General features: G+C 70.9%; 21 protein-coding genes, 2 tRNA genes, 1 other RNA gene and 1 pseudogene. 14 read left to right on the top strand and 11 right to left on the bottom strand.

Features of this window, described 5'->3' with window-relative positions:
- Window positions 1-248: 248 nt before the first annotated feature.
- Window positions 249-1,688 (top strand): helix-turn-helix domain-containing protein, encoded by a 1,440-nt coding sequence (locus FR742_RS37485; protein WP_187281560.1) that lies wholly within the window; start codon window positions 249-251, stop codon window positions 1,686-1,688.
- Between the two features lie 1,570 nt (window positions 1,689-3,258).
- Here the strand turns inward: FR742_RS37485 and FR742_RS37480 are convergent.
- Both FR742_RS37480 and ffs read right to left on the bottom strand, forming a co-directional pair.
- Window positions 3,259-5,235 (bottom strand): annotated as a pseudogene (locus FR742_RS37480) (DNA polymerase III subunit gamma and tau); the annotation flags it as partial.
- Window positions 5,236-5,264: 29 nt separating this feature from the next.
- Window positions 5,265-5,363: signal recognition particle sRNA small type (ffs, locus tag FR742_RS37475), an RNA gene on the bottom strand.
- Window positions 5,364-5,445: 82 nt separating this feature from the next.
- Between ffs and FR742_RS37470 the strand changes: the two genes are divergently transcribed.
- A tRNA-Ser gene (locus FR742_RS37470) sits at window positions 5,446-5,530 on the top strand.
- Between the two features lie 114 nt (window positions 5,531-5,644).
- Here the strand turns inward: FR742_RS37470 and FR742_RS37465 are convergent.
- On the bottom strand, window positions 5,645-6,190 hold the full coding sequence (locus FR742_RS37465; protein WP_261808991.1) for a sigma factor-like helix-turn-helix DNA-binding protein: 546 nt from the start codon (window positions 6,188-6,190) through the stop codon (window positions 5,645-5,647).
- Between FR742_RS37465 and FR742_RS37460 the strand changes: the two genes are divergently transcribed.
- The 5 genes from FR742_RS37460 (at window position 6,178) to FR742_RS37440 (ending at window position 11,252) form a co-directional block, all read left to right on the top strand.
- Window positions 6,178-6,825 (top strand): amidohydrolase family protein, encoded by a 648-nt coding sequence (locus FR742_RS37460; protein WP_261808990.1) that lies wholly within the window; start codon window positions 6,178-6,180, stop codon window positions 6,823-6,825. The two genes, FR742_RS37465 and FR742_RS37460, sit on opposite strands and share 13 nt — an antisense overlap.
- A 51-nt stretch (window positions 6,826-6,876) precedes the next feature.
- A complete protein-coding gene (locus tag FR742_RS37455; protein WP_148035994.1) occupies window positions 6,877-7,953 on the top strand; it encodes a low specificity L-threonine aldolase in 1,077 nt (358 codons plus the stop codon).
- 58 nt (window positions 7,954-8,011) lie between these two features.
- Window positions 8,012-8,422 (top strand): VOC family protein, encoded by a 411-nt coding sequence (locus tag FR742_RS37450; RefSeq protein WP_148035993.1) that lies wholly within the window; start codon window positions 8,012-8,014, stop codon window positions 8,420-8,422.
- A gap of 66 nt (window positions 8,423-8,488) precedes the next feature.
- A complete protein-coding gene (locus tag FR742_RS37445) occupies window positions 8,489-10,873 on the top strand; it encodes an excinuclease ABC subunit UvrA (protein ID WP_148035992.1) in 2,385 nt (794 codons plus the stop codon).
- Between the two features lie 46 nt (window positions 10,874-10,919).
- Window positions 10,920-11,252 (top strand): YbaB/EbfC family nucleoid-associated protein, encoded by a 333-nt coding sequence (locus tag FR742_RS37440; protein ID WP_148035991.1) that lies wholly within the window; start codon window positions 10,920-10,922, stop codon window positions 11,250-11,252.
- Here the strand turns inward: FR742_RS37440 and FR742_RS37435 are convergent.
- From FR742_RS37435 to FR742_RS37420, 4 genes are all read right to left on the bottom strand, one after another.
- Entirely contained in the window at window positions 11,245-12,198 is a 954-nt protein-coding gene (locus FR742_RS37435) for a hypothetical protein (protein WP_148035990.1), read from the bottom strand. The genes FR742_RS37440 and FR742_RS37435 overlap by 8 nt on opposite strands.
- A 1-nt stretch (window position 12,199) precedes the next feature.
- Complete coding sequence (locus FR742_RS37430) at window positions 12,200-12,580, bottom strand: hypothetical protein (protein WP_187281559.1); 381 nt, start codon at window positions 12,578-12,580, stop codon at window positions 12,200-12,202.
- Between the two features lie 107 nt (window positions 12,581-12,687).
- Window positions 12,688-13,389, bottom strand: a complete 702-nt coding sequence (locus FR742_RS37425; RefSeq protein ID WP_148035988.1) for a DUF4097 family beta strand repeat-containing protein — start codon at window positions 13,387-13,389, stop codon at window positions 12,688-12,690.
- Window positions 13,390-13,458: 69 nt separating this feature from the next.
- A complete protein-coding gene (locus tag FR742_RS37420; protein WP_246640995.1) occupies window positions 13,459-14,058 on the bottom strand; it encodes a LysE family translocator in 600 nt (199 codons plus the stop codon).
- A 127-nt stretch (window positions 14,059-14,185) separates the two neighbouring features.
- Between FR742_RS37420 and FR742_RS37415 the strand changes: the two genes are divergently transcribed.
- Both FR742_RS37415 and FR742_RS37410 read left to right on the top strand, forming a co-directional pair.
- Complete coding sequence (locus FR742_RS37415; protein ID WP_148035986.1) at window positions 14,186-15,016, top strand: neutral zinc metallopeptidase; 831 nt, start codon at window positions 14,186-14,188, stop codon at window positions 15,014-15,016.
- A 48-nt stretch (window positions 15,017-15,064) separates the two neighbouring features.
- Complete coding sequence (locus tag FR742_RS37410) at window positions 15,065-15,361, top strand: type II toxin-antitoxin system VapB family antitoxin (protein ID WP_148035985.1); 297 nt, start codon at window positions 15,065-15,067, stop codon at window positions 15,359-15,361.
- Between the two features lie 99 nt (window positions 15,362-15,460).
- On the opposite strand, the gene FR742_RS37405 is transcribed toward FR742_RS37410, so the two are convergent.
- From FR742_RS37405 to FR742_RS37390, 4 genes are all read right to left on the bottom strand, one after another.
- A tRNA-Ser gene (locus FR742_RS37405) sits at window positions 15,461-15,550 on the bottom strand.
- A 10-nt stretch (window positions 15,551-15,560) separates the two neighbouring features.
- Window positions 15,561-15,998 (bottom strand): nucleoside deaminase, encoded by a 438-nt coding sequence (locus FR742_RS37400; protein WP_148037197.1) that lies wholly within the window; start codon window positions 15,996-15,998, stop codon window positions 15,561-15,563.
- 14 nt (window positions 15,999-16,012) lie between these two features.
- On the bottom strand, window positions 16,013-16,489 hold the full coding sequence (locus tag FR742_RS37395) for a tRNA adenosine deaminase-associated protein (protein WP_148035984.1): 477 nt from the start codon (window positions 16,487-16,489) through the stop codon (window positions 16,013-16,015).
- Between the two features lie 14 nt (window positions 16,490-16,503).
- Window positions 16,504-17,013 (bottom strand): tRNA adenosine deaminase-associated protein, encoded by a 510-nt coding sequence (locus FR742_RS37390; protein WP_148035983.1) that lies wholly within the window; start codon window positions 17,011-17,013, stop codon window positions 16,504-16,506.
- A 153-nt stretch (window positions 17,014-17,166) separates the two neighbouring features.
- Here FR742_RS37390 and upp point away from each other — a divergent pair, with 153 nt between their 5' ends.
- The 5 genes from upp to FR742_RS37370 all read left to right on the top strand — a co-directional run bounded on the left by upp (window position 17,167) and on the right by FR742_RS37370 (window position 20,374).
- Window positions 17,167-17,805, top strand: coding sequence for a uracil phosphoribosyltransferase (upp, locus tag FR742_RS37385; RefSeq protein ID WP_148035982.1), 639 nt, complete (start codon window positions 17,167-17,169; stop codon window positions 17,803-17,805).
- Window positions 17,806-17,935: 130 nt separating this feature from the next.
- A complete protein-coding gene (locus tag FR742_RS37380; RefSeq protein ID WP_148035981.1) occupies window positions 17,936-18,160 on the top strand; it encodes a three-helix bundle dimerization domain-containing protein in 225 nt (74 codons plus the stop codon).
- A 97-nt stretch (window positions 18,161-18,257) separates the two neighbouring features.
- Window positions 18,258-18,416 (top strand): hypothetical protein, encoded by a 159-nt coding sequence (locus FR742_RS44880; RefSeq protein ID WP_187281558.1) that lies wholly within the window; start codon window positions 18,258-18,260, stop codon window positions 18,414-18,416.
- Window positions 18,413-18,946 (top strand): PH domain-containing protein, encoded by a 534-nt coding sequence (locus FR742_RS37375; protein WP_148035980.1) that lies wholly within the window; start codon window positions 18,413-18,415, stop codon window positions 18,944-18,946. The genes FR742_RS44880 and FR742_RS37375 overlap by 4 nt, the downstream gene beginning before the upstream one ends.
- Window positions 18,947-19,042: 96 nt before the next feature.
- Window positions 19,043-20,374, top strand: coding sequence for a helix-turn-helix transcriptional regulator (locus FR742_RS37370; protein WP_148035979.1), 1,332 nt, complete (start codon window positions 19,043-19,045; stop codon window positions 20,372-20,374).
- The last annotated feature ends 89 nt before the right edge of the window (window positions 20,375-20,463 follow it).

The raw sequence follows: 20,463 nt of genomic DNA, 5'->3' as shown, positions 1-20,463 counted from the left end.
CTCCCGGGCCGTGAATCCGGACATCTTCTTGGCCGGGTCCCGGCCCCCCTCCAGCGTCCGGGACCCGGCCAATCGCGTCGACCGGAGCGGCCGCACCACGCCGACGCGGTACGCCGGAACGCTAGCGGCAGTGACGTTGCACACACGTTGCTATCGTTCAATCACCCTCGGCAATCCCCTGAACTGCTTGCGCGGGCGGCACCCCAACGCGGATGCTCCCCCTAGGGGACGATTACTTGGAGTGGCTGATGAGTTACGCTCACCTTGACGCATACTCCCGCCGTCTGCAGGCCGCGCACGAGGTGGTGACCGCTGCCGCCCCGGTTCCCGCAGGCCCGCGCAAGCTGATCCGCGACTCCTGGCGCCGCTCGCTCGCCGCCGGCATCGACCCCGACGCCCCCGGCGCGCCCGCCGCCCACGACCCCGGGCAGGTGAAGAACGCGTTCGAGACCCACCCCCTGCGGCCCCTGCTCCCGCTCATCAAGCAGACCCTGCGCACGGTCGCGGACGAGGGCGAGCACATCATGGTCCTCACCGACCGCGAGGGCCGCGTCCTGTGGCGCGACGGCCACACCGCCACCATGCGCCGCGCCGACGAGGTCGGCCTCGCCGGCGGCTACCGCTGGGCCGAGGAGGCCGCCGGCACCAACGGCATCGGCACCGCGCTCGCGCTCAGGCGGCCTGTTCACGTCTACTCCGAAGAGCACCTCATGCGCGTGCTGCGCGTCTGGTCCTGCAGCGCCGCCCCCATCACCGACCCGGAGACCGGGCAGCTCCTCGGCTGCGTCGACGTCAGCGGCACCGCGCCCAGCCTCCACCCCGCCACCGTCGCCCTCGTGGCCGCCACCGCGAAGCTGGCCGAGACCCAGCTCGCGCTCCGCATGCGCGACCACGACGATTCCCTGCGCCGCCGCTACGAGTCGCTCCGCGCCCGCCCCGCCGTGCTGCTCTCCGCCGGCGGCCGGGTCATCGCCGGCGACCCCGGCGGCCAGCTCGGGCCGCGCCTCCAGCTTCCCGTCACCGGCGAGCGCATGATCCTGCGCGACGGGCGGATCGCGCTCCTGGAGCCGTTCTCCGACGGCTACCTGCTGCGCGCCACCTCCAACACCGCCTCCACACCCGCCGCGCTCGCCCTCACCTTCCTCGGCGACGGCCCGCCGACGGCCATCGTCGGCGGCCGCAAGGTGCTGCTCTCCCTCCGCCACGCCGAGATCCTCGCCATCCTGGCGCTCCACCCGCGCGGCCTGACGGCCGAGCAGCTCTCCTTCCACCTGTACGGCGACCTCGGCAACCCGGTCACCATCCGCGCCGAGATCCACCGGCTGCGCACCCAGCTGGACGTCCCCATCGACGCCAAGCCCTACCACCTGGCCTGCCCCGTCGAGGCCGACTTCCTGGACCTGCGCCGCCTCCTGGCCGCCGACCACCCCGCCTCCCTGGTGGCCCGCGCCTACCCCGGCCCCCTGCTGGCCCGCTCCGAGTCCCCCGAGATCCGCCGCGAGCGCGACGAACTGGAGGTCCTGGTACGCACCTGCCTCCTCCAGCGCGGCGCCCCCGAGGACCTGTGGACATACGCCCAGACGATGAACGGCCGCGAGGACTTCCAGCTCCTCGAACGCCTCACCTCCAGCCTCCCCCAGGCGGACCCCCGCGCCGCCGCCGCCCGCGCCCGCCTGCGCGCCCCTTGACCCCTCACACCGCGAAACCCCTACGGCGCTCACTGAAGTCACATCCCGCCGCCCGCCCCCCGAACACTCCCCGCACGGCCGTCACCCACCTCAGACCTGAGAACCCCCGCGGCACTCACCCCACGACCCCCGCGCGGCCCCATTTGCCGTCTCCGCCCGCACGGCAAGCCCCGCGCCGAATCACCAACACGCCGCGCCCGTACGACCGGGAGTACAAGCATCCCGAAGCCCGACCTGCGGCCATGTGAAAGGTGGGACCGGTTACCGGCTCCGACGTGCCGCCCGTACAGCTACCGACCCTTCCGTACGACCGCGAACGCGAGTATCAGGAAGACGCATCCGAAGCTCGACCGGCGGCCCTCTGGAAGGTCAGATCGGCCACCAGCTCCAACGCTTCGCCCGTACGGCAACCAATCCCTTTCCGTACGAACGCGAGCATCGGGAAGACGCACCCGAAGCGGCCCTCTTAGAAAGTCCGAGCGGTCCCAACTCCGACGTGCCGCCCGTACGGCAACCGGTCCCTTGCGGCCGGGAGTGCGGTATCGGAGAAGGTCGGCCCACGGGAAGGGCTGGCGGCTCGCTGTCAGGAGTGGTCGATCTCGCCGATGACCTGGGCGCCCAGTTCACGTTGCAGGAGAGCCATCCCCGAGAGCTCGTCCACGTCGGCGTCGGCGTCGTTCAGCGGGTCCACGTCATCCGTGTCGGGAGCGCTGGCTCGCTTGGGGATGGCGCTGGGCCACCCGGCCGAGCCGCCTCCCTGCCTGGCGGCCGGAACCCGGGGGCCCGCCTGCGCCGCCGCCCTGGCCGCCGAACGAGCGGCAGCCAGCCCGGTCCCGGTCATCACACCGGCGGGAGCGGCCTGCGACGGATCCGGCCCAGGCGGGGACCCAGGCCCGGGTTCGTCGGGAGCCGACGGCCAGGACTCGTCCGTCGTCGGCCGCTGCTGGGACCCGCCCGCCGCCTGAACGCCTCCAGCCTCCGCGAACTGTCCAGACGACACGGCACCCACGGCACCGCCCGGCCCTGAGCCGACGCGACCGTCCATCCCAGCTCCGGCGCCATGCGCCGCAGAGCCGGCGTGACCATTCGCACCGGTCACCCCGGAGCCCACCCGGCCATCCACACCGGTCACCCCGGAGCCGGCCTGGCCATCGGCACTGGTAATCCCAGAGCCGGCGTGACCATCCACACCGGTCACCCCCGAGCCCACGCGGCCATCCACACCGGTAATCCCAGAGCCCGCGCGGCCATCCACACCGGTTACCCCAGAGCCCGCGCGGCCGTCCACACCGGTCATCCCAGAGCCTGCACGGCCATCCGCAGCGCCCGCGTGCCCGCCAGCGTCAGGCATCCCGGCACCGGCCCGACCCTCAGCACCGTGCGTCGCGGAGCCCGCGTGGCCATCCGTGCCAGGCGTTCCCGTCCCGGGGCCGCCGGTGGACGGCCGCGTACCGCCGGAGGCGTGGGCGCCAGGGGAACCGGCGGCGTCACCCCAAGAATCTTGGGAACCTCCGTACGGTCCAGCGGCTCCTCCTGGAGAACCCGCAGGCCCCGACCCCCCCGAGTGGGTCCCACGAGACGGCGGAGGACCGTTGCCGACCACGGCCTCGACCCGCCACGTGCCCCCCAGCACGTCGGCGAGCGCCGTGGCCACGACGGCGTCCTTGCCGCCGCCGGTGAAGTTCTTCATCGCACCGATCTGGGTGAACCCGAGCGTCACCAGGTTGCCCTCGACGCCGACCACCTGCGCGTTGGTGCTGACGTTCGCCCACACGACGATGCTGCGCTGCTTGAGCGCCGCCAGCACCGCGGGCCACTGCTGCTGCAACGCCGCCGTACCGCCGCCCGACTGCGCAGCCCCCGCCTGTCCGGAAGCCTGGGGACCACCATGAGCCGGACCACCCTGCTCCTGGCCGCCGCTCTGGGATTGCCCACCGTACGCGGGAGCACCCGAGCCGGAGCCCGGCCGAACGGTCTCGGGCCAGTCGTCGGCCACAGGCCCACCGGTCCGGGCCGGGTGAGGCCCGTCCAGCGCCTGACCGCTCGGCGTCGCGACGGTGCCCGGCCCTCCCGCCTGCGAGGCCGCGGGCACACCACCACCGGCATGCCCCGTACCGACGCTCCCGGAAGCACCGTGACCAGACGAGGCCCCCGCAGCCCCGGACGAGGCGTGCCCAGAAGCCGCAGACCCAGAAGCGCCAGGCCCGGAAGCCGCAGGCCCGTGGGCCGCGGGCCCGGAACCCCCCGGCCCAGAAGCCGCAGGCCCGTAGGCCCCCGGCCCAGAAGCCGCGGGCCCGGACGAAGGGTGCCCCGTGGCGGTGGGTCCGGACGAAGGCGGCCCGGCGGACGGAGGCGCGGCGGGGACCGAGCGGGCGGCCATGCCGGCGACGGCGCTGCCGCGTTCGAGGCGCTCCAGGCGGGCCAGCAGGGCGGCCTCGCCCTGTTCGGCCGCCGGGAGGAGGACGCGGGCGCACATCAGCTCCAGGAGCAGACGCGGCGAGGTGGCGCCGCGCATCTCCGTGAGACCGGCGTTGAAGATCTCGGCGGCCCTGGTCAGCTCGGCGGGCCCCATCGAGGCCGCCTGCTGGACGAGCCGCTCCAGCTCGTCGGCGGGCCGGTCGAGCAGGCCGTTGGCGGCCGCCTCGGGGACGTTGGCCAGGATGACCAGGTCACGGAAGCGTTCGAGGAGGTCGGAGGCGAAGCGGCGGGGGTCGTGGCCGCCTTCGACGACCCGGTTGACCGCCTGGAAGACCTGGCCGCCGTCGCGGGCGGCGAACGCGTTGACCACCTCGTCGAGCAGGTCGCCGTCGGTGTAGCCGAGCAGGGAGACGGCGCGGGCGTAGGTGATGCCGTCGTCGCCGGAGCCGGCGAGGAGCTGGTCGAGGATCGACTGCGAGTCACGGGCGGAGCCGGCGCCCGCGCGGACGACGAGCGGCAGCGCGGCGGGCTCGAACGGGACGTTCTCGGCGGTGAGGATCTCTTCCAGCAGCGCGCGCAGCGTCGCCGGCGGGATCAGCCGGAACGGGTAGTGGTGGGTGCGCGACTTGATCGTGCCGATGACCTTTTCCGGCTCGGTCGTCGCGAAGATGAACTTGAGGTGCGGCGGAGGCTCCTCGACGAGCTTGAGCAGCGCGTTGAAACCCTCGCGGGTCACCATGTGCGCCTCGTCGATGATGTAGATCTTGAAGCGCGCCGACACGGGGGCGAAGAACGCCCGCTCACGCAGGTCACGCGCGTCGTCGACGCCGCCGTGGGAGGCCGCGTCGATCTCGATGACATCGAGGTGGCCGGGCCCGGTCGGGGCGAGCGCCACGCACGACTCGCACTCGCCGCAGGGGTCGGGGGTCGGGCCCTTCTCGCAGTTGAGCGAGCGCGCCAGGATGCGCGCGCTGGAGGTCTTGCCGCAGCCGCGGGGCCCGCTGAAGAGGTAGGCGTGGTTGATGCGGCCGGTGCGCAGCGCCTGCCGCAGCGGGTCTGTGACGTGTTCCTGACCCTTGACCTCCGCGAAGGTCCCGGGTCGGTACTTGCGGTAAAGCGCAAGGCTCATGCGACCATCCCGCCTGCGAGGGGCTTCCCAACGAAGGAACCCCTCGCACACCCGCCAGAGCCCGCTTATCCTTGCTGCCTTCCGGCCCTGGGGAGGTTCACAGGATGACGCCGCGCGAGGGGTCCGGGGACAGTCTATCCACATGCGGCAGTGCTCGCTGCCACGAAATGGTGGTCCCGAGACCCTGCCGAGTCCGGTAAGCTCGTCGGCGGAGGATTCGCCTAGTGGCCGAGGGCGCACGCTTGGAAAGCGTGTAAGGGGCAACCCTTCGGGGGTTCAAATCCCCCATCCTCCGCGCCTGGTTGAGGCAGTAAACGCGAAGGGGCCGACCCTATCCAAGTCGGCCCCTTCGCTGTTTTCCGACCTCATCATGCTCGCAGCATGCCGAGGGCGCGGACCCGGCGGCGCGTCAGGTTCGGCGGATCCCGGTGAGCTTGTCGGGGTTGGTCACCGAGTAGATGCCGGCGATCCGGTCGCCGTCGGGCGTGAGGTCCACGACGACGACGGCCAGCGGGCTGTCGCCGGAGAAGACGAGCGCGCACGGGTCGCCCGCCACCCGCCGGTAGCGGATGTCCAGCCCGCCGTCGGGCAGCGTCGCGGCGACCGACACGAACAGCGCCGCCACCCGGTCGCGGCCGTGCACGGGACGCAGCCTGGTGGCGGGCCCCTTGCCGCCGCCGTCCGTCCACAGGGTCACGTCCGGCGCCAGCACCTCCAGCAGCGCCCGCAGGTCCCCGCCGAGCGCGGCGGCGGCGAAGCGCTCGGTGACCTGGGCGTGGACGTCCGGCTCGGTCCGGTGGCGGGGGCGGCGCGCGTGCACGTGGCGGCGCGCGCGGGCCGCGAGCTGGCGGACCGCCGCCGGCGTGCGGCCCAGCATGCCCGCGATCTCCGGATGGCCGAAGCCGAACACCTCGTGCAGCACGAACACCGCCCGTTCGAGCGGTGACAGGGTCACACGGCGCCGACCTCCCCGCGACGACGCCGGACGTGGCCACCGCCCTCACCGAGGCGGCGCACGACGTCGGGCTGCGGGTCGTGGCCCACGCGATCACCGCGGCCGAGGTGGGGATCGCGCTCGACGCCGGCGCCGACGGCCTGGCCCACGTGTGGACCGACCTCGCGCCGGGCGACCCGGCTTCCCGGCGGCTGGCCGAGCGGGTACGCGCCCAGGGCGTCTTCGTCGTGACCACGCTCGCGTACTTCGAGGCGATCACCGCTGGGCACGTCGAGACCGCTGACCGCGCGCGTCCCGGCAGCTCGGCCGGGGCCGCCGGCGCGCTGCGGGACCTGCACCGGGCCGGGGTGCCCCTGCTCGCGGGGACCGACGCCACCCCGTTCGCGCCCGCCCACGGGGCCGGCCTGCACCGCGAGCTGGAGTTGCTCACCGAGGCCGGGCTCAGCGCGGAGGAGGCGCTCGCCGCCGCGACCGGCCTGCCCGCCCGGCACTTCGGCCTGGACGACCGGGGCCGGATCGCCCCAGGTCTCCGGGCGGACCTGGTGCTGGTCGAAGGCGACCCCACCCGTGACATCACCGCCACCGGCGCCATCGTGGACGTCTGGCGCCGAGGGGTGCGCCAGACCCGTCGGTGACGCACTGTACCTTCGTCCTTATTGCACATGGATTGCAATAAGGAGGCCTTCATGTCCGACGCCAGCCCGCCGGTCCGGCGCTCGCTGTTCCTGCACGCGCCGATCCGGCGGGGGCCGCGCATGATGCTGGAGCGGATGCTCGCCCTGGTCGACGACGACACCCCGGCCGACGGCCCCGAAGGCCCCGTCGCGGTGCTGGAGCGGCGGCTGGCCGAGCTGCTCGGCAAGGAGAGCGCACTGTTCTTCCCCAGCGGCACGATGGCCCAGCAGACCGCGCTGCGCGTGCACGCCGACCGGCGCGGCCGCCGCACGTTCGCCGCGCACCCGCGGTCCCACCTGGACGTGTGGGAGGAGCAGGGCTACAACGCCGTCCACGGCCTGCGGTTCCGCAAGGCCGGCGACCCGCACGAGCTGATGACCGCGGAAGACCTGGCGGCGATCGGCGAACCGCTCGCGGCAGTCGTCTGGGAGCTGCCGCAGCGCGACCTCGGCGGCCTGGTGCCCGGCTGGGACGACCTGGGCGAGCAGGTCGCGCTCGTGCGCGCCACCGGCGCCGCCACGCACCTGGACGGCGCCCGGCTGTGGGAGGCCCAGACCTACTACCGGCGGCCGTTCGACGAGATCGCCGCGCTGTTCGACACCGTCTACGTCTCCCTCTACAAGAGCCTGCAGGGCGTGCGCGGCGCGGTGCTCGCCTCCGACGCGGCCACCGTGGAGGTGGCGAGGGTGTGGCGGCAACGACTCGGCGGCGGCATCGGCGACGCCTGGCCGCTCGCCCTGGCCGCGCTGGTCCACCTCGACACCCTGGCCGGCGAGATGCCCGCGTACCGCGAGCACGCCATCGCCATCGCGGCCGCGATCAACGCGGACGGCGCCGCCCGCGCCTGGCCCGACCCGCCGCAGACGCCGCTGTTCCACATCCACCTGCCCGCCGACCGGCGCGCCGTCGAGCGGGCCGGCGCGGAGATCCTGGCCGAGCGCGGCATCCAGCTCTGGGGACGGGTACGGTCCGCGTCCGAGCCCGGTCGCTGCGCCTTCGAGGTCAGCGTCGGCGAGAACGCCATGGAGTTCACCCCCGGCGAGGTGGTCGCCCTCATCCGCGACCTGCTCGCCCGCGCCGCCCTTTGAGCGACACGATCAGGAATCGAGAAGCGTCGCCGGGCGCGGCACGCCTAACGTGGCAGCCATGGACCTCACCATTCACGCGAGCTTCCTCCCGCACTCCGACCCCGACGCCTCGCTGGCCTTCTACCGCGACGCCCTCGGCTTCGAGGTGCGCAACGACGTCGGCTACGACGGGATGCGCTGGATCACGGTCGGCCCCGCCGGCCAGCCCGACACGTCCATCGTCCTGCAGCCCCCGACCGGCGACCCCGGCATCACCGACGACGAGCAGCGCACCATCGCCGAAATGATGGCCAAGGGCACCTTCGCCGGTATCGTCCTGTCAACCGACGACCTGGACGGCACCTTCGCCCGGCTCCGCGACAACAGCGCCGAAGTGATCCAGGAGCCGACCAAGCAGGATTACGGCGTGCGCGACTGCGCGGTCCGTGACCCCGCGGGCAACATGATCCGCATCCAGGAACGGCCCTGACCCTCCGGCGTTCACCGCGGTGGCCGCCCAGCTGACGAGCGACCACCACGTACCCATGGAGACACGATGACCACGAGAACGGACACGCGGTCGCCCGAGCCGCACGCCGCCGACACCCACGACCTGATCCGCGTGCACGGCGCGCGGGTGAACAACCTCAAGGACGTCAGCATCGAGATCCCGAAGCGCCGGCTGACGGTGTTCACCGGCGTCTCCGGCTCGGGGAAGAGCTCGCTGGTGTTCAGCACGATCGCCGCCGAGTCGCAACGGCTGATCAACGAGACCTACAGCGCCTTCGTCCAGGGCTTCATGCCGGTGCTGGCCCGTCCCGAGGTCGACGTGCTCGACGGGCTGACCACCGCGATCATCGTCGACCAGCAGCGGATGGGCGCCGACCCCCGCTCCACCGTCGGCACCGCCACCGACGCCAACGCGATGCTGCGCATCCTGTTCAGCCGGCTCGGTGAGCCGCACATCGGCTCGCCGCAGGCCTTCTCCTTCAACGTCGCGACGGTACGGGCGAGCGGCGCGATCACGGTCGAGCGGGGCGCGCGCAAGACCGAGAAGGCGACCTACACCCGCATCGGCGGCATGTGCACCCGCTGCGAGGGCCGCGGCACGGTCTCCGACATCGACCTCACCCAGCTCTACGACGACTCCAAGTCGCTCTCCGAGGGCGCGTTCACCATCCCCGGCTGGAAGTCCGACAGCTTCTGGACGGTGCGGGTCTACGCCGAGTCCGGCTTCGTCGACCCGGACAAGCCGATCCGCGACTACACCAAGAAGGAGCTCCAGGCCTTCCTCTACAAGGAGCCGGTCAAGGTCAAGGTCGACGGCGTCAACCTGACGTACGAGGGCCTGATCCCCAAGATCCAGAAGTCGTTCCTCTCCAAGGACCGGGAGGCGATGCAGCCGCACATCCGCGCGTTCGTGGACCGGGCGGTCACCTTCACCACCTGTCCCGAGTGCGACGGCACCCGGCTCAGCGAGCTGGCCCGCTCCTCGCGCATCCGCGGCGTCAGCATCGCCGACGCCTGCGCGATGCAGATCAGCGACCTCGCCGCGTGGGTCCGCGACCTCGACGAGCCGTCGGTCGCGCCGCTGCTCGCCAAGCTGCTGCACACCCTCGACTCGTTCGTGGAGATCGGGCTGGGCTACCTCTCGCTCGAACGGCCCGCCGGCACGCTGTCGGGCGGCGAGGCGCAGCGCACCAAGATGATCCGCCACCTCGGCTCCGCGCTCACGGACGTGACGTACGTGTTCGACGAGCCGACCATCGGCCTGCACCCGCACGACATCCAGCGGATGAACGACCTGCTGAAGCGGCTGCGCGACAAGGGCAACACCGTCCTGGTCGTCGAGCACAAGCCGGAGACGATCGCGATCGCCGACCACGTCGTGGACCTCGGCCCCGGCGCCGGCACGGCGGGCGGCGCCATCTGCTTCGAGGGCACCGTCGAGGGCCTGCGGGCCAGCGGCACCATCACCGGCCGCCACCTCGACGACCGGGCGTCCCTCAAGCCGGAGGTGCGCACCCCCACCGGAAAGCTGGAGATCCGCGGCGCCAGCCGTCACAACCTGCGCGACGTCGACGTGGACATCCCGCTCGGGGTGCTCTGCGTGGTCACCGGCGTCGCCGGCTCCGGCAAGAGCTCCCTGATCCACGGGTCGATCCCGGCCTCCGCGGGCGTGGTCGCGGTCGACCAGTCGGCGATCAAGGGCTCACGACGGAGCAACCCGGCGACGTACACGGGGCTGCTCGACCCGATCCGCAAGGCGTTCGCGAAGACCAACGGCGTGAAGCCGGCGCTGTTCAGCGCCAACTCCGAGGGCGCCTGCCCCGACTGCAACGGCGCCGGCGTCATCTACACCGACCTGGGGATGATGGCGGGCGTCGCCACCACCTGCGAGGAGTGCGGGGGGAAGCGCTACCAGGCGTCGGTGCTGGAGTACCACCTCGGCGGCCGGGACATCAGCGAGGTGCTCGCGATGTCGGTGACCGAGGCCGCCGAGTTCTTCGGCGCCGGAGAGGCGCGCACGCCGGCCGCGCACGCCATCCTCGGCAGGCTCGCCGACGTCGGGCTCGGCTACCTCAGCCTCGGCCAGCCGCTCACCACGCTGTCCGGCGGCGAGCGGCAGCGGCTCAAGCTGGCCACCCACCTGGCCGACAAGGGCGGCGTCTACGTGCTCGACGAGCCGACCACCGGCCTGCACCTGGCCGACGTGGAGCAGTTGCTCGGCCTGCTCGACCGGATCGTGGACTCCGGCAAGTCCGTGATCGTCATCGAGCACCACCAGGCGGTCATGGCGCACGCCGACTGGATCGTGGACCTCGGTCCCGGCGCGGGCCACGACGGCGGACGGGTCGTCTTCGAGGGCACCCCCGCCGACCTGGTCGCCGCCCGCTCCACCCTCACCGGCGAGCACCTGGCGGCCTACGTCGGCGCCTGATGCGCGTTCGTAGCATGATTGACATCCGCGCGCAGGACAATGCCTCATGGCCGAACGAGAGCAGCGCACCGGCGACCCCGAGCTCGACCGCGTCATGGCGGAGTTCCGGGCGAACTCCACGGAGCTCGCCGACGTCATGGGCGCGGTCGGCGAGGTGACCGGCCACGCGGCCACCCCGGACGACAAGATCAAGATACGGGTCTCGGCGTCCGGGCAGCTGGCCGCGCTGCACATCGACCCCCGGGCGATGAGGATGGGCTCACGCGAGCTGGCCGACACGATCGTGGACCTGTCGCGCCGGGCCGCCGAGGACGCGGCGCGACGGCTGGTGGAAGTGACGCGGCCCTACCTCGGCGAGGGTGACCGGAAAGTCACTTGAGTCGCGGGATCAGGCTCCGCGTGCCGTGGACGATGAACTTCTGGTACATCTCCTCCTCGGTCAGCCCGTGCTCGGTCCCGGGCAGGGGGTTGTCGCCGCGCTGCGCGTCCAGGGACATCGAGTACGCGGTCGAGCCGGCCAGTCTGGGGACGAAGTTGCCGGTGTTGAGTGTCGTCCCGTTCGGCAGGGTCAGGTTGGCGGTGACGGCCCGCAGCCCGGGCACCTTCGCCATCAGCGCCGCCGTGCCGTCGAGGACCCCGTTGAAGGTCATGTTGGCCACGAAGTGCTCGCGGAACGCGGTGAGGTTGTGGCCGAGTGACCTGACGTCGTTGCCGGACAGGTCGGTCTTGATGCCGCCCGCGTAGTTGAGCGCCAGGGGCAGCGCCACCTCGCCGGTCGCGTACGACACGCTGTCGGCCACCCAGTAGGAGAAGGTGGGCAGCAACAGGGTGACGAAGCGGTGCGCGCCCAGTCGGAGCAGGATCGCCTGTCTCTTCATGATCGCTTGCAGGAGCTTCCAGGTGAAGACCTGATAACCGATGGTGTACATCATGTCCACGGTCAGGATCCAGCACAGCACGTGCAGCGCGTGGTTGACCTTTTCCACGACGTCGGCGTAGGCCCGGCAGGCGTTGGCCGCGTTGCGGTGTTTGAGCGAGACCGCGAGAACCGCGGGGCCGTATTCCTCCTGCCAGAACTTCTTGAACGCGTCGACCGCCTCGTCGGAGCTTTTCTCCCATACCGTTTCCGCGGCCGTGTTCGCCTCCCGGAAACGCAGGTCGATCGCGTCGGCGAGGTCGTCGAGGACGTCGGCCGCCTGGCGGATCCGTTCGGGGTCGCCTTCGAGATAGGAGATGCCGAACAGCACCTCGGGTGCCAGCGCACCGGCCACGCCGGCGCCGGCCATACCACCCAGGGCGACCTTGGTCGCGAGGCCGACGGGCATGTCAGGCCCTCTCCACCGGGGTGGTGGGCACGCTGACCTCGTCGTTCTCGCGCTCGGCGAAGGCGACCAGGTCGCGTACGGACGCGTTCCGGTCGACCATGCTCGCCCAGTCGGCCGCCTTGACGTTCTTGCTCATGGCCACGACGGCGGACCCGATGTCCCGGTACGCCTTGCCGAGGTTGTCCAAGGCGGTGCTCAGGTCCTCGTAGGCGCTGTCGAAACCGGGGTGACCGTCGGCGCCCCTGCGGAAGATCCGCGCGGCCTCGTCGCTCGCCGGGTTTCCGAAGTAGGGAATGAGCGGCTCCAGTTCGGCGTGGAGCCGGCTGATCTTGCGGGCGAAATCACCATCCTCGCCGTGGATCGCCTTGCCGCTGCTCTCCATACTGGAATGGTCGATATCCAAGGTGGTCGCCTCCTCAGACGGCAATCAGCGGCCAGCCTTCACCTCATGTGTTACTCGTGGATGACTTCTCAGTTTCCGTTTGTGCGCTATCGCGCGGGCAGGACTTCGAGGGCGCCGGAATCGCTACGCAGGGTGATCTTGCGCGGGGCGGCGCCGTCGTGCGGGGCGTCGACGCGCCTGCGGCCCGAGTCGGTGGTGGCGGTGATGTCGTACGGGCCCTCCGGCACGCGTACGACGCTGGAGCCGGAGTCCGAGTTGGTCTCGACCTTGTCCGGCGCCGCGGCGAAGGACAGGGAGATGCCGCCCGAGTCGGTCCCGGCGACGACCTGCTTGCCGGTCAGGTCGGTGGCCTCGATCCGGCCGGAGTCGGAGTTCGTCTCGACCTCGCCGGACAGCCCGCGCAGCGTCACGGCGCCCGAGTCGGTGCCGGCCTTGACGCGCAGCCCGCGGGGGATCTCGACCTTGTAGCCGACGTCGCAGTGGAGCATGCCGCCCCAGCCGGTCGGGCAGGTGTACGCGAGCACCAGCGTGCCGCCCTCGACCTCGTGGGTGGGCTGGGGAGGCCGGTCGCCGGTCCAGGTGAGCGTCTCGGTGACGTGCACGCCCTGCCGGTCGGACTCGATCACCTCGATCGCGCCCCCGTCGGCCCCGACGTCGAGCGCGGTCACCGTGCCGGTGACGTCGTAGGAGGCGGTTTCCGTGTTCTCGGGACCGCCGATGCCGCAGCCCGCCGTCACCGCCGCCAGCCCGAGCAGGCCGGCGATCATCACTGTTCGCCTGACGTCCATGGGCTCAAGTGTCGTGGGTCAGGGTCCGGGGGACCTCAGGTGACTCCCTGAGACTTCCCCTGAATCCGGTTAGGCGGTCGTCAGGGCTCTGGACCGGTCGGTCGCCAGATGGACGGCCATGCCGCCGAGCACGGTGCCCATGAAGTAGCGCTGGACCCGTACCCAGACCGGGCGGCGGGCGAGGAAGGCTGCCAGGCCGCCGGCCGAGATGACGATGAGCCCGTTCACCAGCGTGCCGACGGCGATCTGGGCGGAGCCGAGCACGAGGCTCTGCAGCATGATGTGGCCCATCGAGGGGTCGATGAACTGCGGCAGCAGCGACATGTACAGAATGGCGATCTTGGGGTTGAGCAGGCAGGTGAACAGGCCCATGGCGAAGAGCCGGCGGGCCGGCTCGACCGGGAGCTCGCGGGGCTCGAAGGCGGAGGTGCCGCCGGGCTTGATGGCGCTCCAGGCGAGGTAGAGCAGGTAGGCGGCGCCCGCCAGCTTGAGCGCGGTGTAGGCGGCGGGGACGTACGCGAAGATCGCCGTCAGGCCGAGACAGGTGGCGGTCAGGTAGACGCTGAACCCGAGGAAGACGCCGACCAGGGAGATGAGGCCCGCCCGCCGGCCCTGGGTGATCGACCGGGAGACCAGGTAGATCATGTTCGGCCCCGGGGTGAGGACCATGCCCAGGGAGACCAGTGCAATCCCTACTATTCCGCCCGTCATAGGGGAAGACTAACGGAACAACATAGGGATGACCATCTGCCCAGGGGGAAGCAGTGATCCACCCCCACGGAAGGGACACCGGGCAATGGACTTCAGGGACGACGTCAATCTAGACCCCTCACAGGTGGAGGACCGCGGCGGCGGTGGCGGCGGCGGCCGGTTCCCCGGCGGCATGGTCGTCGGCGGCGGCGGGATCGTCAGCCTGATCGCGCTCGTCCTGGTCTTCGTGCTCAACAACGTCGGCGGCGTGGACACCGAGCCCGGCCAGGGGCAGCCGCCCGCCAACCTGGCCGAGGAGTGCCGCACCGGCAAGGACGCCGACCAGGCCGGGAAGTGCCAGGTCGTCGGCGTGGTCAACAGCATCCAGGACTACTGGAAGACCGAGCTCCCGGAGTACCGCCTGGCCAAGACCGTCCTGTACTCCGGTGGCGTGCGCACCGCCTGCGGCGCCGCCGACTCCTCCGTCGGCCCGTTCTACTGCCCCGGCGACCAGCGGGTGTATCTCGATCTGACCTTCTTCGACGACCTGGAGACCCGGTTCGGGGCCAAGGGCGGCCCGTTCGCGCAGGCGTACGTGATCGCCCACGAGTACGGTCACCACGTGCAGAACCTGCTCGGCGCCCTCGACTCCGGCAGCTCGGTGGCCGTCGAGCTGCAGGCCGACTGCTACGCCGGGGTGTGGGCGAAAAAAGCGTACGAGGGCGGCTTCTACGCCGCCGAGTTCACCGCGGCCGAGATCGCCGAGGCGCTCGACGCGGCGGCCGCGGTCGGCGACGACCGGATCCAGCAGCGCAGCGGCGGCCGGGTCGATCCCGAGTCGTTCACCCACGGCAGCTCGAAACAGCGGACGGCGGCGTTCCAGCGCGGTTACGACACCGGAAATCCGGGCCGCTGCGAGGGCGCCGAGCTGATGTGAGGAGTGCGGAGAACACGAGCGTGCGAAATCCAGCCTAAAATCGGGGGGGTGATCTTCAAGATGGTCGGCGACGGACGCCCTTATCCCGAACACGGATTGTCCAACCGCGATTGGGCCCAGATACCACCGCGGCAGGTCCGGCTCGATTCGCTGATCACCACCAAGGCCATGCTCGACCTGCACTCGCTGCTCGCCGCCGATTCCACGTTCTACGGTGATCTCTTTCCGCACGTCGTGCAGTGGCAGGGCGAGCTCTATCTGGAAGACGGCCTGCACCGGGCGTTGCGCGCGGCCCTGCACCAGCGGTCCATCCTGCACGCCAGGGTTCTCGAACTTCACAGCTAGGGGAAAGCGCGCTCTTTTCTTCCGGGCCGCGGCGGCCCGGTCATTTCGCGCGACCTGAAAGGCGAAGGGGCCCCCGCTCGACGCGGAGGCCCCTTCGGGTGGCGGTGGTGGTGGGATTTGAACCCACGGATGAGTTGCCCCATCACACGCTTTCGAGGCGTGCGCCCTCGGCCACTAGGCGACACCACCGCCGACGAGCTTACCGGATCCGGCGAGTGCCGAAGAACTTCTTGAGGACGGCGGCGGACTCCTCGGCCAGCACGCCCATGACAACCTCGGGCCGGTGGTTGAGCCTGCGGTCGCGGACGACGTCCCAGAGCGAGCCCACGGCCCCGCCCTTCTCGTCGACGGCTCCGTACACGATCCTGTCGACGCGCGCCAGCACGGCGGCTCCCGCGCACATCGTGCAGGGCTCCAGCGTGACGACGAGCGTGCAGCCGTCGAGCCGCCAGGCGCCCCTGCGGCGGGCGGCGGCGCGGAGCGCGAGGACCTCGGCGTGGCCGGTGGGGTCGGCGGCGGACTCGCGGTCGTTGCCCGCGGCGGCGAGGACCTCGCCCGAAGGGCCGAGCACCACCGCGCCGACGGGCACCTCGCCGCGCTCGCCGGCGGCGGCCGCCTCGGCGAGCGCCTGCCGCATCGCGGCGGTCCAGGTCACCGCAGGCGGTCGAGCTCGTCGGCGAACGACAGCCGCTCGGCCAGCACCGAGACGATGTCGGCCGGGAGCATGTTCTCTTCCATGCTGAGTTCGAGCAGCTCCTCGGAGCTGATGCCGAGGTCGCTCAGCAGCTCGAAGTCGCCGGCCGGGCGCACCCCCAGCTCGTTGCCCTCCTTGTCGGGCGCCACGCCGGCGAACTCGGCGAACAGCTCACCCAGGTGGTCGGACATGATCGCGTGAGCGTCGGAGAGGAACACCCGGGGCTCGTCGTCGCCGCGGTAGCGCACGATCGCGAACCATTCGTCCTCGACCTCGACGCAGAGCAGGGCCAGCTCGTCGCCGACCAGCCCGAGCGCCTCCGTCACGGCGTCGCCGAAGTCGTCGACGATCTCGGTGGCGGACAGGTCGACCTCGGCGCCGCTCCAGCCGTCGGAGGTCCTGACGAAGGCCGCAGAGAAGGTGTTCGCCGCCATGTGCGCTCCAGGGGTCAGTCGAAGACCGATTCGATGGCACGCTCGAACGGCTCGGAGAACCCGAGCCGCGCCGCGATGCTGGACAGGACCTCGTCCGGCAGCAGGTCGACGTCGCCGGAGAGGATGCCGAGCTCCATCTCGTCCAGCCCGAGGTCCGCGAAGATCGACAGGTCGCCGGCCGGGAGCGCGGTGTCCTCGTCCTGGAGGATCTCGTCGAGCTCCTGCTCGTCGGGCACCGGCACGTCGAGGTAGTCGAGCACCTGCCTGGCCAGCGGGAAGTCCCACGAGGCGGCGATGTCGGAAAGGAAGACATCGACCCGCTCACCCAGGACCCGCAGCGCCACGAAGAACTCATCCCCCACGGCCACGAGGCCAATCGTGCCGCTCTCGCTCGGCTGCTGGCGGAGCGCCTTGACGAGCCCCTGCAGATCGGACGTGAGCGCCACGGGGAGCAGCTCGGCGTCCCAGCGCTCGTCCTCTCGATAGACCACGATGGCGAAATCGAGTGCCTCTTCGTCTGTCATCGCGATCCCCCACCCGACCCTGACACCAGAGTCTTCACAGGTATCCAATCGTTCCAGACCAGGCTGCCCGTCGTGGGCCGCTCCGACCAAATTGTGATCAAAACCGAGACCGGGACGTGCCGGTACGTAACACACAAGATAGCGTTGTCCCTTATGGAAACCCTCGTCGTCGATCATCCGCTCGTGGCCCACAAGCTCACCGCGCTGCGCGATGTCCGCACCGACTCCCCCACCTTCCGCAGGCTGGCGGACGAGCTGGTGACGTTGCTGGCGTACGAGGCGACCCGCGACGTGCGCGTGACCGAGGTGACGGTGCAGACCCCCGTGTCCCCGGCGCGCGGCCTGCGGATGGCCAAGCCCCACCCGCTGGTGGTCCCGATCCTGCGGGCCGGGCTGGGCATGCTCGACGGCATGACCCGGCTGCTGCCCACCGCCGAGGTCGGCTTCCTCGGCATGATCCGCGACGAGGAGACGCTCCAGGCGGAGACGTACGCCACCCGGCTCCCTGACGACCTGTCGGGGCGGCAGTGCTACGTGGTCGACCCGATGCTCGCCACGGGCGGCACGCTCGCGGCGGCGATCAAGTTCCTGTTCGACCGGGGCGCGGTGGACGTGACGGCCATCTGCCTGCTGGCCGCCCCGGAGGGCCTGGCCCACATGGACAAGGTGTTCGCCAACTCCGGCAAGCCGATCCGGGTCGTCACCGCGGCGCTGGACGAGCGGCTCAACGAGTACGGCTACATCGTGCCGGGTCTCGGCGACGCCGGCGACAGGCTCTACGGCGTGGTCTGACCTGCGCCAATCCCCCACCCAGGGTGGCCACTTCGTTACATACTGTGATTGCATGGGTACGTAGAGCCATGAAAGACACTGGGGTGTGGGGGATCACCATGTGCGTTTGTCCGAGCTCCGGAGTGTGCTCGTGAACGGTCACACCGAGTCGGAGCCGAGCCCGTACGCGGAGGTCGAGGCGGCGCTGTGCGACGAGTTCGCCGGCGTCCACTCCGCGGCCACCGTGACGAGATGTGTCGAGGCGGCACATTACGGCGCGCTGGAGGTCACCGGGTTCGCCCACCCCAACCTTGTGGAGCGGATCGCTCGCAAGCATCTCCACGTGCTCGCCCTCGTGGCCAGCGACCGTGGCTAACAAGATCGGAACCAAACCGTCGAGTCACCTTTACCCCGGCATGGGGGTGGGTAATGTATGAGACGGGTGGAGTGGGTAAGTCGGTTCGGAGGCGACAGTGCAGGTCAAAAAGGTCCTCACATACGGCGGCATCGGTTTTGTCGCCTACTACCTGTTCGCACGGCCCGCTGACGCCGCTGACGCGGTCAGAGGGGCGTTCGACACCGTGTTCACCGCGGCCGATTCGCTGGCCCAATTCGTGAACAACCTCGCATGAGACTTGTGACCCACGGGGACTCTGCTCCGTCGTCGGTCAACCGCTACCTTCTCCCCCACGAGCAACAAGTCATCATGGTGCGGCGCCACCCCGCCGTGCTGCTCCGCCCCGTCGCCGAGGTCTTCGGGGGCCTGATCGTCGCCGGACTCCTCAGCCGGTTCTTCAGCGGCGAGGGCAGCGCCGGCACGGCCCTGGTGGTCGTCTGGTGGCTGTGGCTGCTGTTGTTGATCCGTTTTGTCTGGAAAGTGGCTGAGTGGTCGGTTGACTACTTCGTCGTGACTTCCAAACGGATGCTCTTGACCACCGGGCTGATCACGCGCAAGGTCGCGATGATGCCGCTGGGAAAGGTCACCGACATGAGCTTCCAGCGATCTCTGCTGGGGCGCATGCTCGGCTACGGTGAGTTCATCCTGGAGTCCGCCGGCCAGGACCAGGCACTCTCCACCGTGGAGTACATTCCGTATCCGGAGACCCTGTACCTGGAGGTCTGCTCGATGCTTTTCCCGGGCAAGGACGACGGAGACGATTAATCTCCAGGTAGAGAATTCTTCACGCGGGTATACCCCATTCGGCTACTTCATGCAATCATTGCGGGGTGTTGACCCTTCCCCGCCTTGAGAGATGAGATGCCGAGTCAGGGAACCATCGGTGACCGCGTCCGAGGATTGCGGCTTAACAGGCGGATGTCGCAGGCCCAGCTGGCCGGACCCGACCTGTCGGACAGTTACGTCTCGCTCATTGAGTCGGGCAAGCGCACGCCGACTCCCGTCGTCGCCCGGCTTCTGGCCGAGAGACTCGGCTGCACCACCGAGTTCCTCCTCCATGGCATAGAGCCCCGCCAGCGCATCGACACCGAGCTCGGCCTGCGTCACGCGGAGCTGGAGCTGCACCACGGTGATCCCGCCGTAGCGGCCGACCGATTCACGGAGATCGTCAAGGCCGCCGACGAGGAGAACGCCATGCTGACGGCGCAGGCCCGCTTCGGCAGGGCTCGCGCGCTGGAGGCCCAGGGCAGGCTCGGGCAGGCCGTCGAGGCCTTCGAGCGGCTGCGCAGGGAGGCCTCGGCCCACCCTGAGCGGCTGGCCGACCTGCCGATCACGGTCGCGCTCAGCCGCTGCTACCAGCGGGCCGGCGACCGGCTGCGGGCCCGCGACCTGGCGTCGAAGGCGCTGGAGCAGGCCGAGCGGATGTCGATCGTGCAGGGCGAGCTCGCCGTCGACCTGGCCTGCGCGCTGGTGGCGCACGCCGGCCGCGAAGGCGACTCCCCCGAGCTCGTCTACGTCAAGAAGGTGCTCGACGTCGCTGGCTTGTCTGATGTTATGGACCGTTCCGGAGAGGTTCGCGCTCTCTGGCGGGCGAGCGGCGAGGCGGCCGCGGGCGAGGACTCCGCGCTGGCGGTGCGCCTGGCCGACGACGCCATCAGCGCAGGTCGCGACGGCCGGATCGCGCTTCAGCTGGCTCGCCTGGGCATGCACTGGGCGCGGCTGGAGTGGGCTCCGGCGGACGAGGCGGAGCGGTTCGCCGCCGCGGCCGCCCGCACGTTCGCGTCGGCGGGCCTCGGTCACGAACGGGGCGAGGCCCTCGTCGTGCTGGCCCGGGTCATGCTGCGCGCGGCCGATCCGGACCGCGCGGCCGAGCTCGCCGCAGAGGCGCTGGGGCTGCTCGGCGGCGGCAGCGCCGTTGCCGAGGCACACCTGGTGAGCGCCACGGTGGCCGTCAGGCGCCAGGCCGACCCGGCCGACCACCTCACCGCCGCCCGCGTCGTCCTCGACGGAGCAGGCCGCCAGCCGTACGGCGCCGACCGGGTCTCCGCCCGGTGCTGGCGTGAGCTGGGCGACCTGTTCGGCCAGGTCGGCGACCGGGCCGAACAGACGGCCGCCTACCGTAAGGCCCTGGAAGCCGCCGGGGTGCGCTCGATGATGGCGGGGCTGACCGTCGACACGACGATCGCCCGCTGACCGCCGAGGGGGGTTCCAGACTCGGGCATTCCCGGGTCTGGAATACACTGGGGTTCCAGTCATTGACTCATAGGATGATTGGTTTCCCC

The sequence above is a fragment of the Nonomuraea sp. C10 genome (genome assembly GCF_008017515.1).
Lineage (GTDB): Bacteria > Actinomycetota > Actinomycetes > Streptosporangiales > Streptosporangiaceae > Nonomuraea > Nonomuraea ferruginea.
This window is presented reverse-complemented; position numbering and strand designations above follow the sequence as displayed.

What these genes read in the sequence shown, in the direction of transcription:
- FR742_RS37485 (WP_187281560.1), top strand. Translation starts at nt 249, where the DNA reads ATGAGTTACGCTCACCTTGACGCATACTCCCGCCGTCTGCAGGCCGCG.
- FR742_RS37455 (WP_148035994.1), top strand. Translation starts at nt 6,877, where the DNA reads ATGTCCGACGCCAGCCCGCCGGTCCGGCGCTCGCTGTTCCTGCACGCG.
- FR742_RS37450 (WP_148035993.1), top strand. Translation starts at nt 8,012, where the DNA reads ATGGACCTCACCATTCACGCGAGCTTCCTCCCGCACTCCGACCCCGAC.
- FR742_RS37445 (WP_148035992.1), top strand. Translation starts at nt 8,489, where the DNA reads ATGACCACGAGAACGGACACGCGGTCGCCCGAGCCGCACGCCGCCGAC.
- FR742_RS37440 (WP_148035991.1), top strand. Translation starts at nt 10,920, where the DNA reads ATGGCCGAACGAGAGCAGCGCACCGGCGACCCCGAGCTCGACCGCGTC.
- FR742_RS37435 (WP_148035990.1), bottom strand. Translation starts at nt 12,198, where the DNA reads ATGCCCGTCGGCCTCGCGACCAAGGTCGCCCTGGGTGGTATGGCCGGC.
- FR742_RS37430 (WP_187281559.1), bottom strand. Translation starts at nt 12,580, where the DNA reads ATGGAGAGCAGCGGCAAGGCGATCCACGGCGAGGATGGTGATTTCGCC.
- FR742_RS37425 (WP_148035988.1), bottom strand. Translation starts at nt 13,389, where the DNA reads ATGGACGTCAGGCGAACAGTGATGATCGCCGGCCTGCTCGGGCTGGCG.
- FR742_RS37420 (WP_246640995.1), bottom strand. Translation starts at nt 14,058, where the DNA reads ATGGTCCTCACCCCGGGGCCGAACATGATCTACCTGGTCTCCCGGTCG.
- FR742_RS37415 (WP_148035986.1), top strand. Translation starts at nt 14,186, where the DNA reads ATGGACTTCAGGGACGACGTCAATCTAGACCCCTCACAGGTGGAGGAC.
- FR742_RS37400 (WP_148037197.1), bottom strand. Translation starts at nt 15,998, where the DNA reads ATGCGGCAGGCGCTCGCCGAGGCGGCCGCCGCCGGCGAGCGCGGCGAG.
- FR742_RS37395 (WP_148035984.1), bottom strand. Translation starts at nt 16,489, where the DNA reads ATGGCGGCGAACACCTTCTCTGCGGCCTTCGTCAGGACCTCCGACGGC.
- FR742_RS37390 (WP_148035983.1), bottom strand. Translation starts at nt 17,013, where the DNA reads ATGACAGACGAAGAGGCACTCGATTTCGCCATCGTGGTCTATCGAGAG.
- upp (WP_148035982.1), top strand. Translation starts at nt 17,167, where the DNA reads ATGGAAACCCTCGTCGTCGATCATCCGCTCGTGGCCCACAAGCTCACC.
- FR742_RS37375 (WP_148035980.1), top strand. Translation starts at nt 18,413, where the DNA reads ATGAGACTTGTGACCCACGGGGACTCTGCTCCGTCGTCGGTCAACCGC.
- FR742_RS37370 (WP_148035979.1), top strand. Translation starts at nt 19,043, where the DNA reads ATGCCGAGTCAGGGAACCATCGGTGACCGCGTCCGAGGATTGCGGCTT.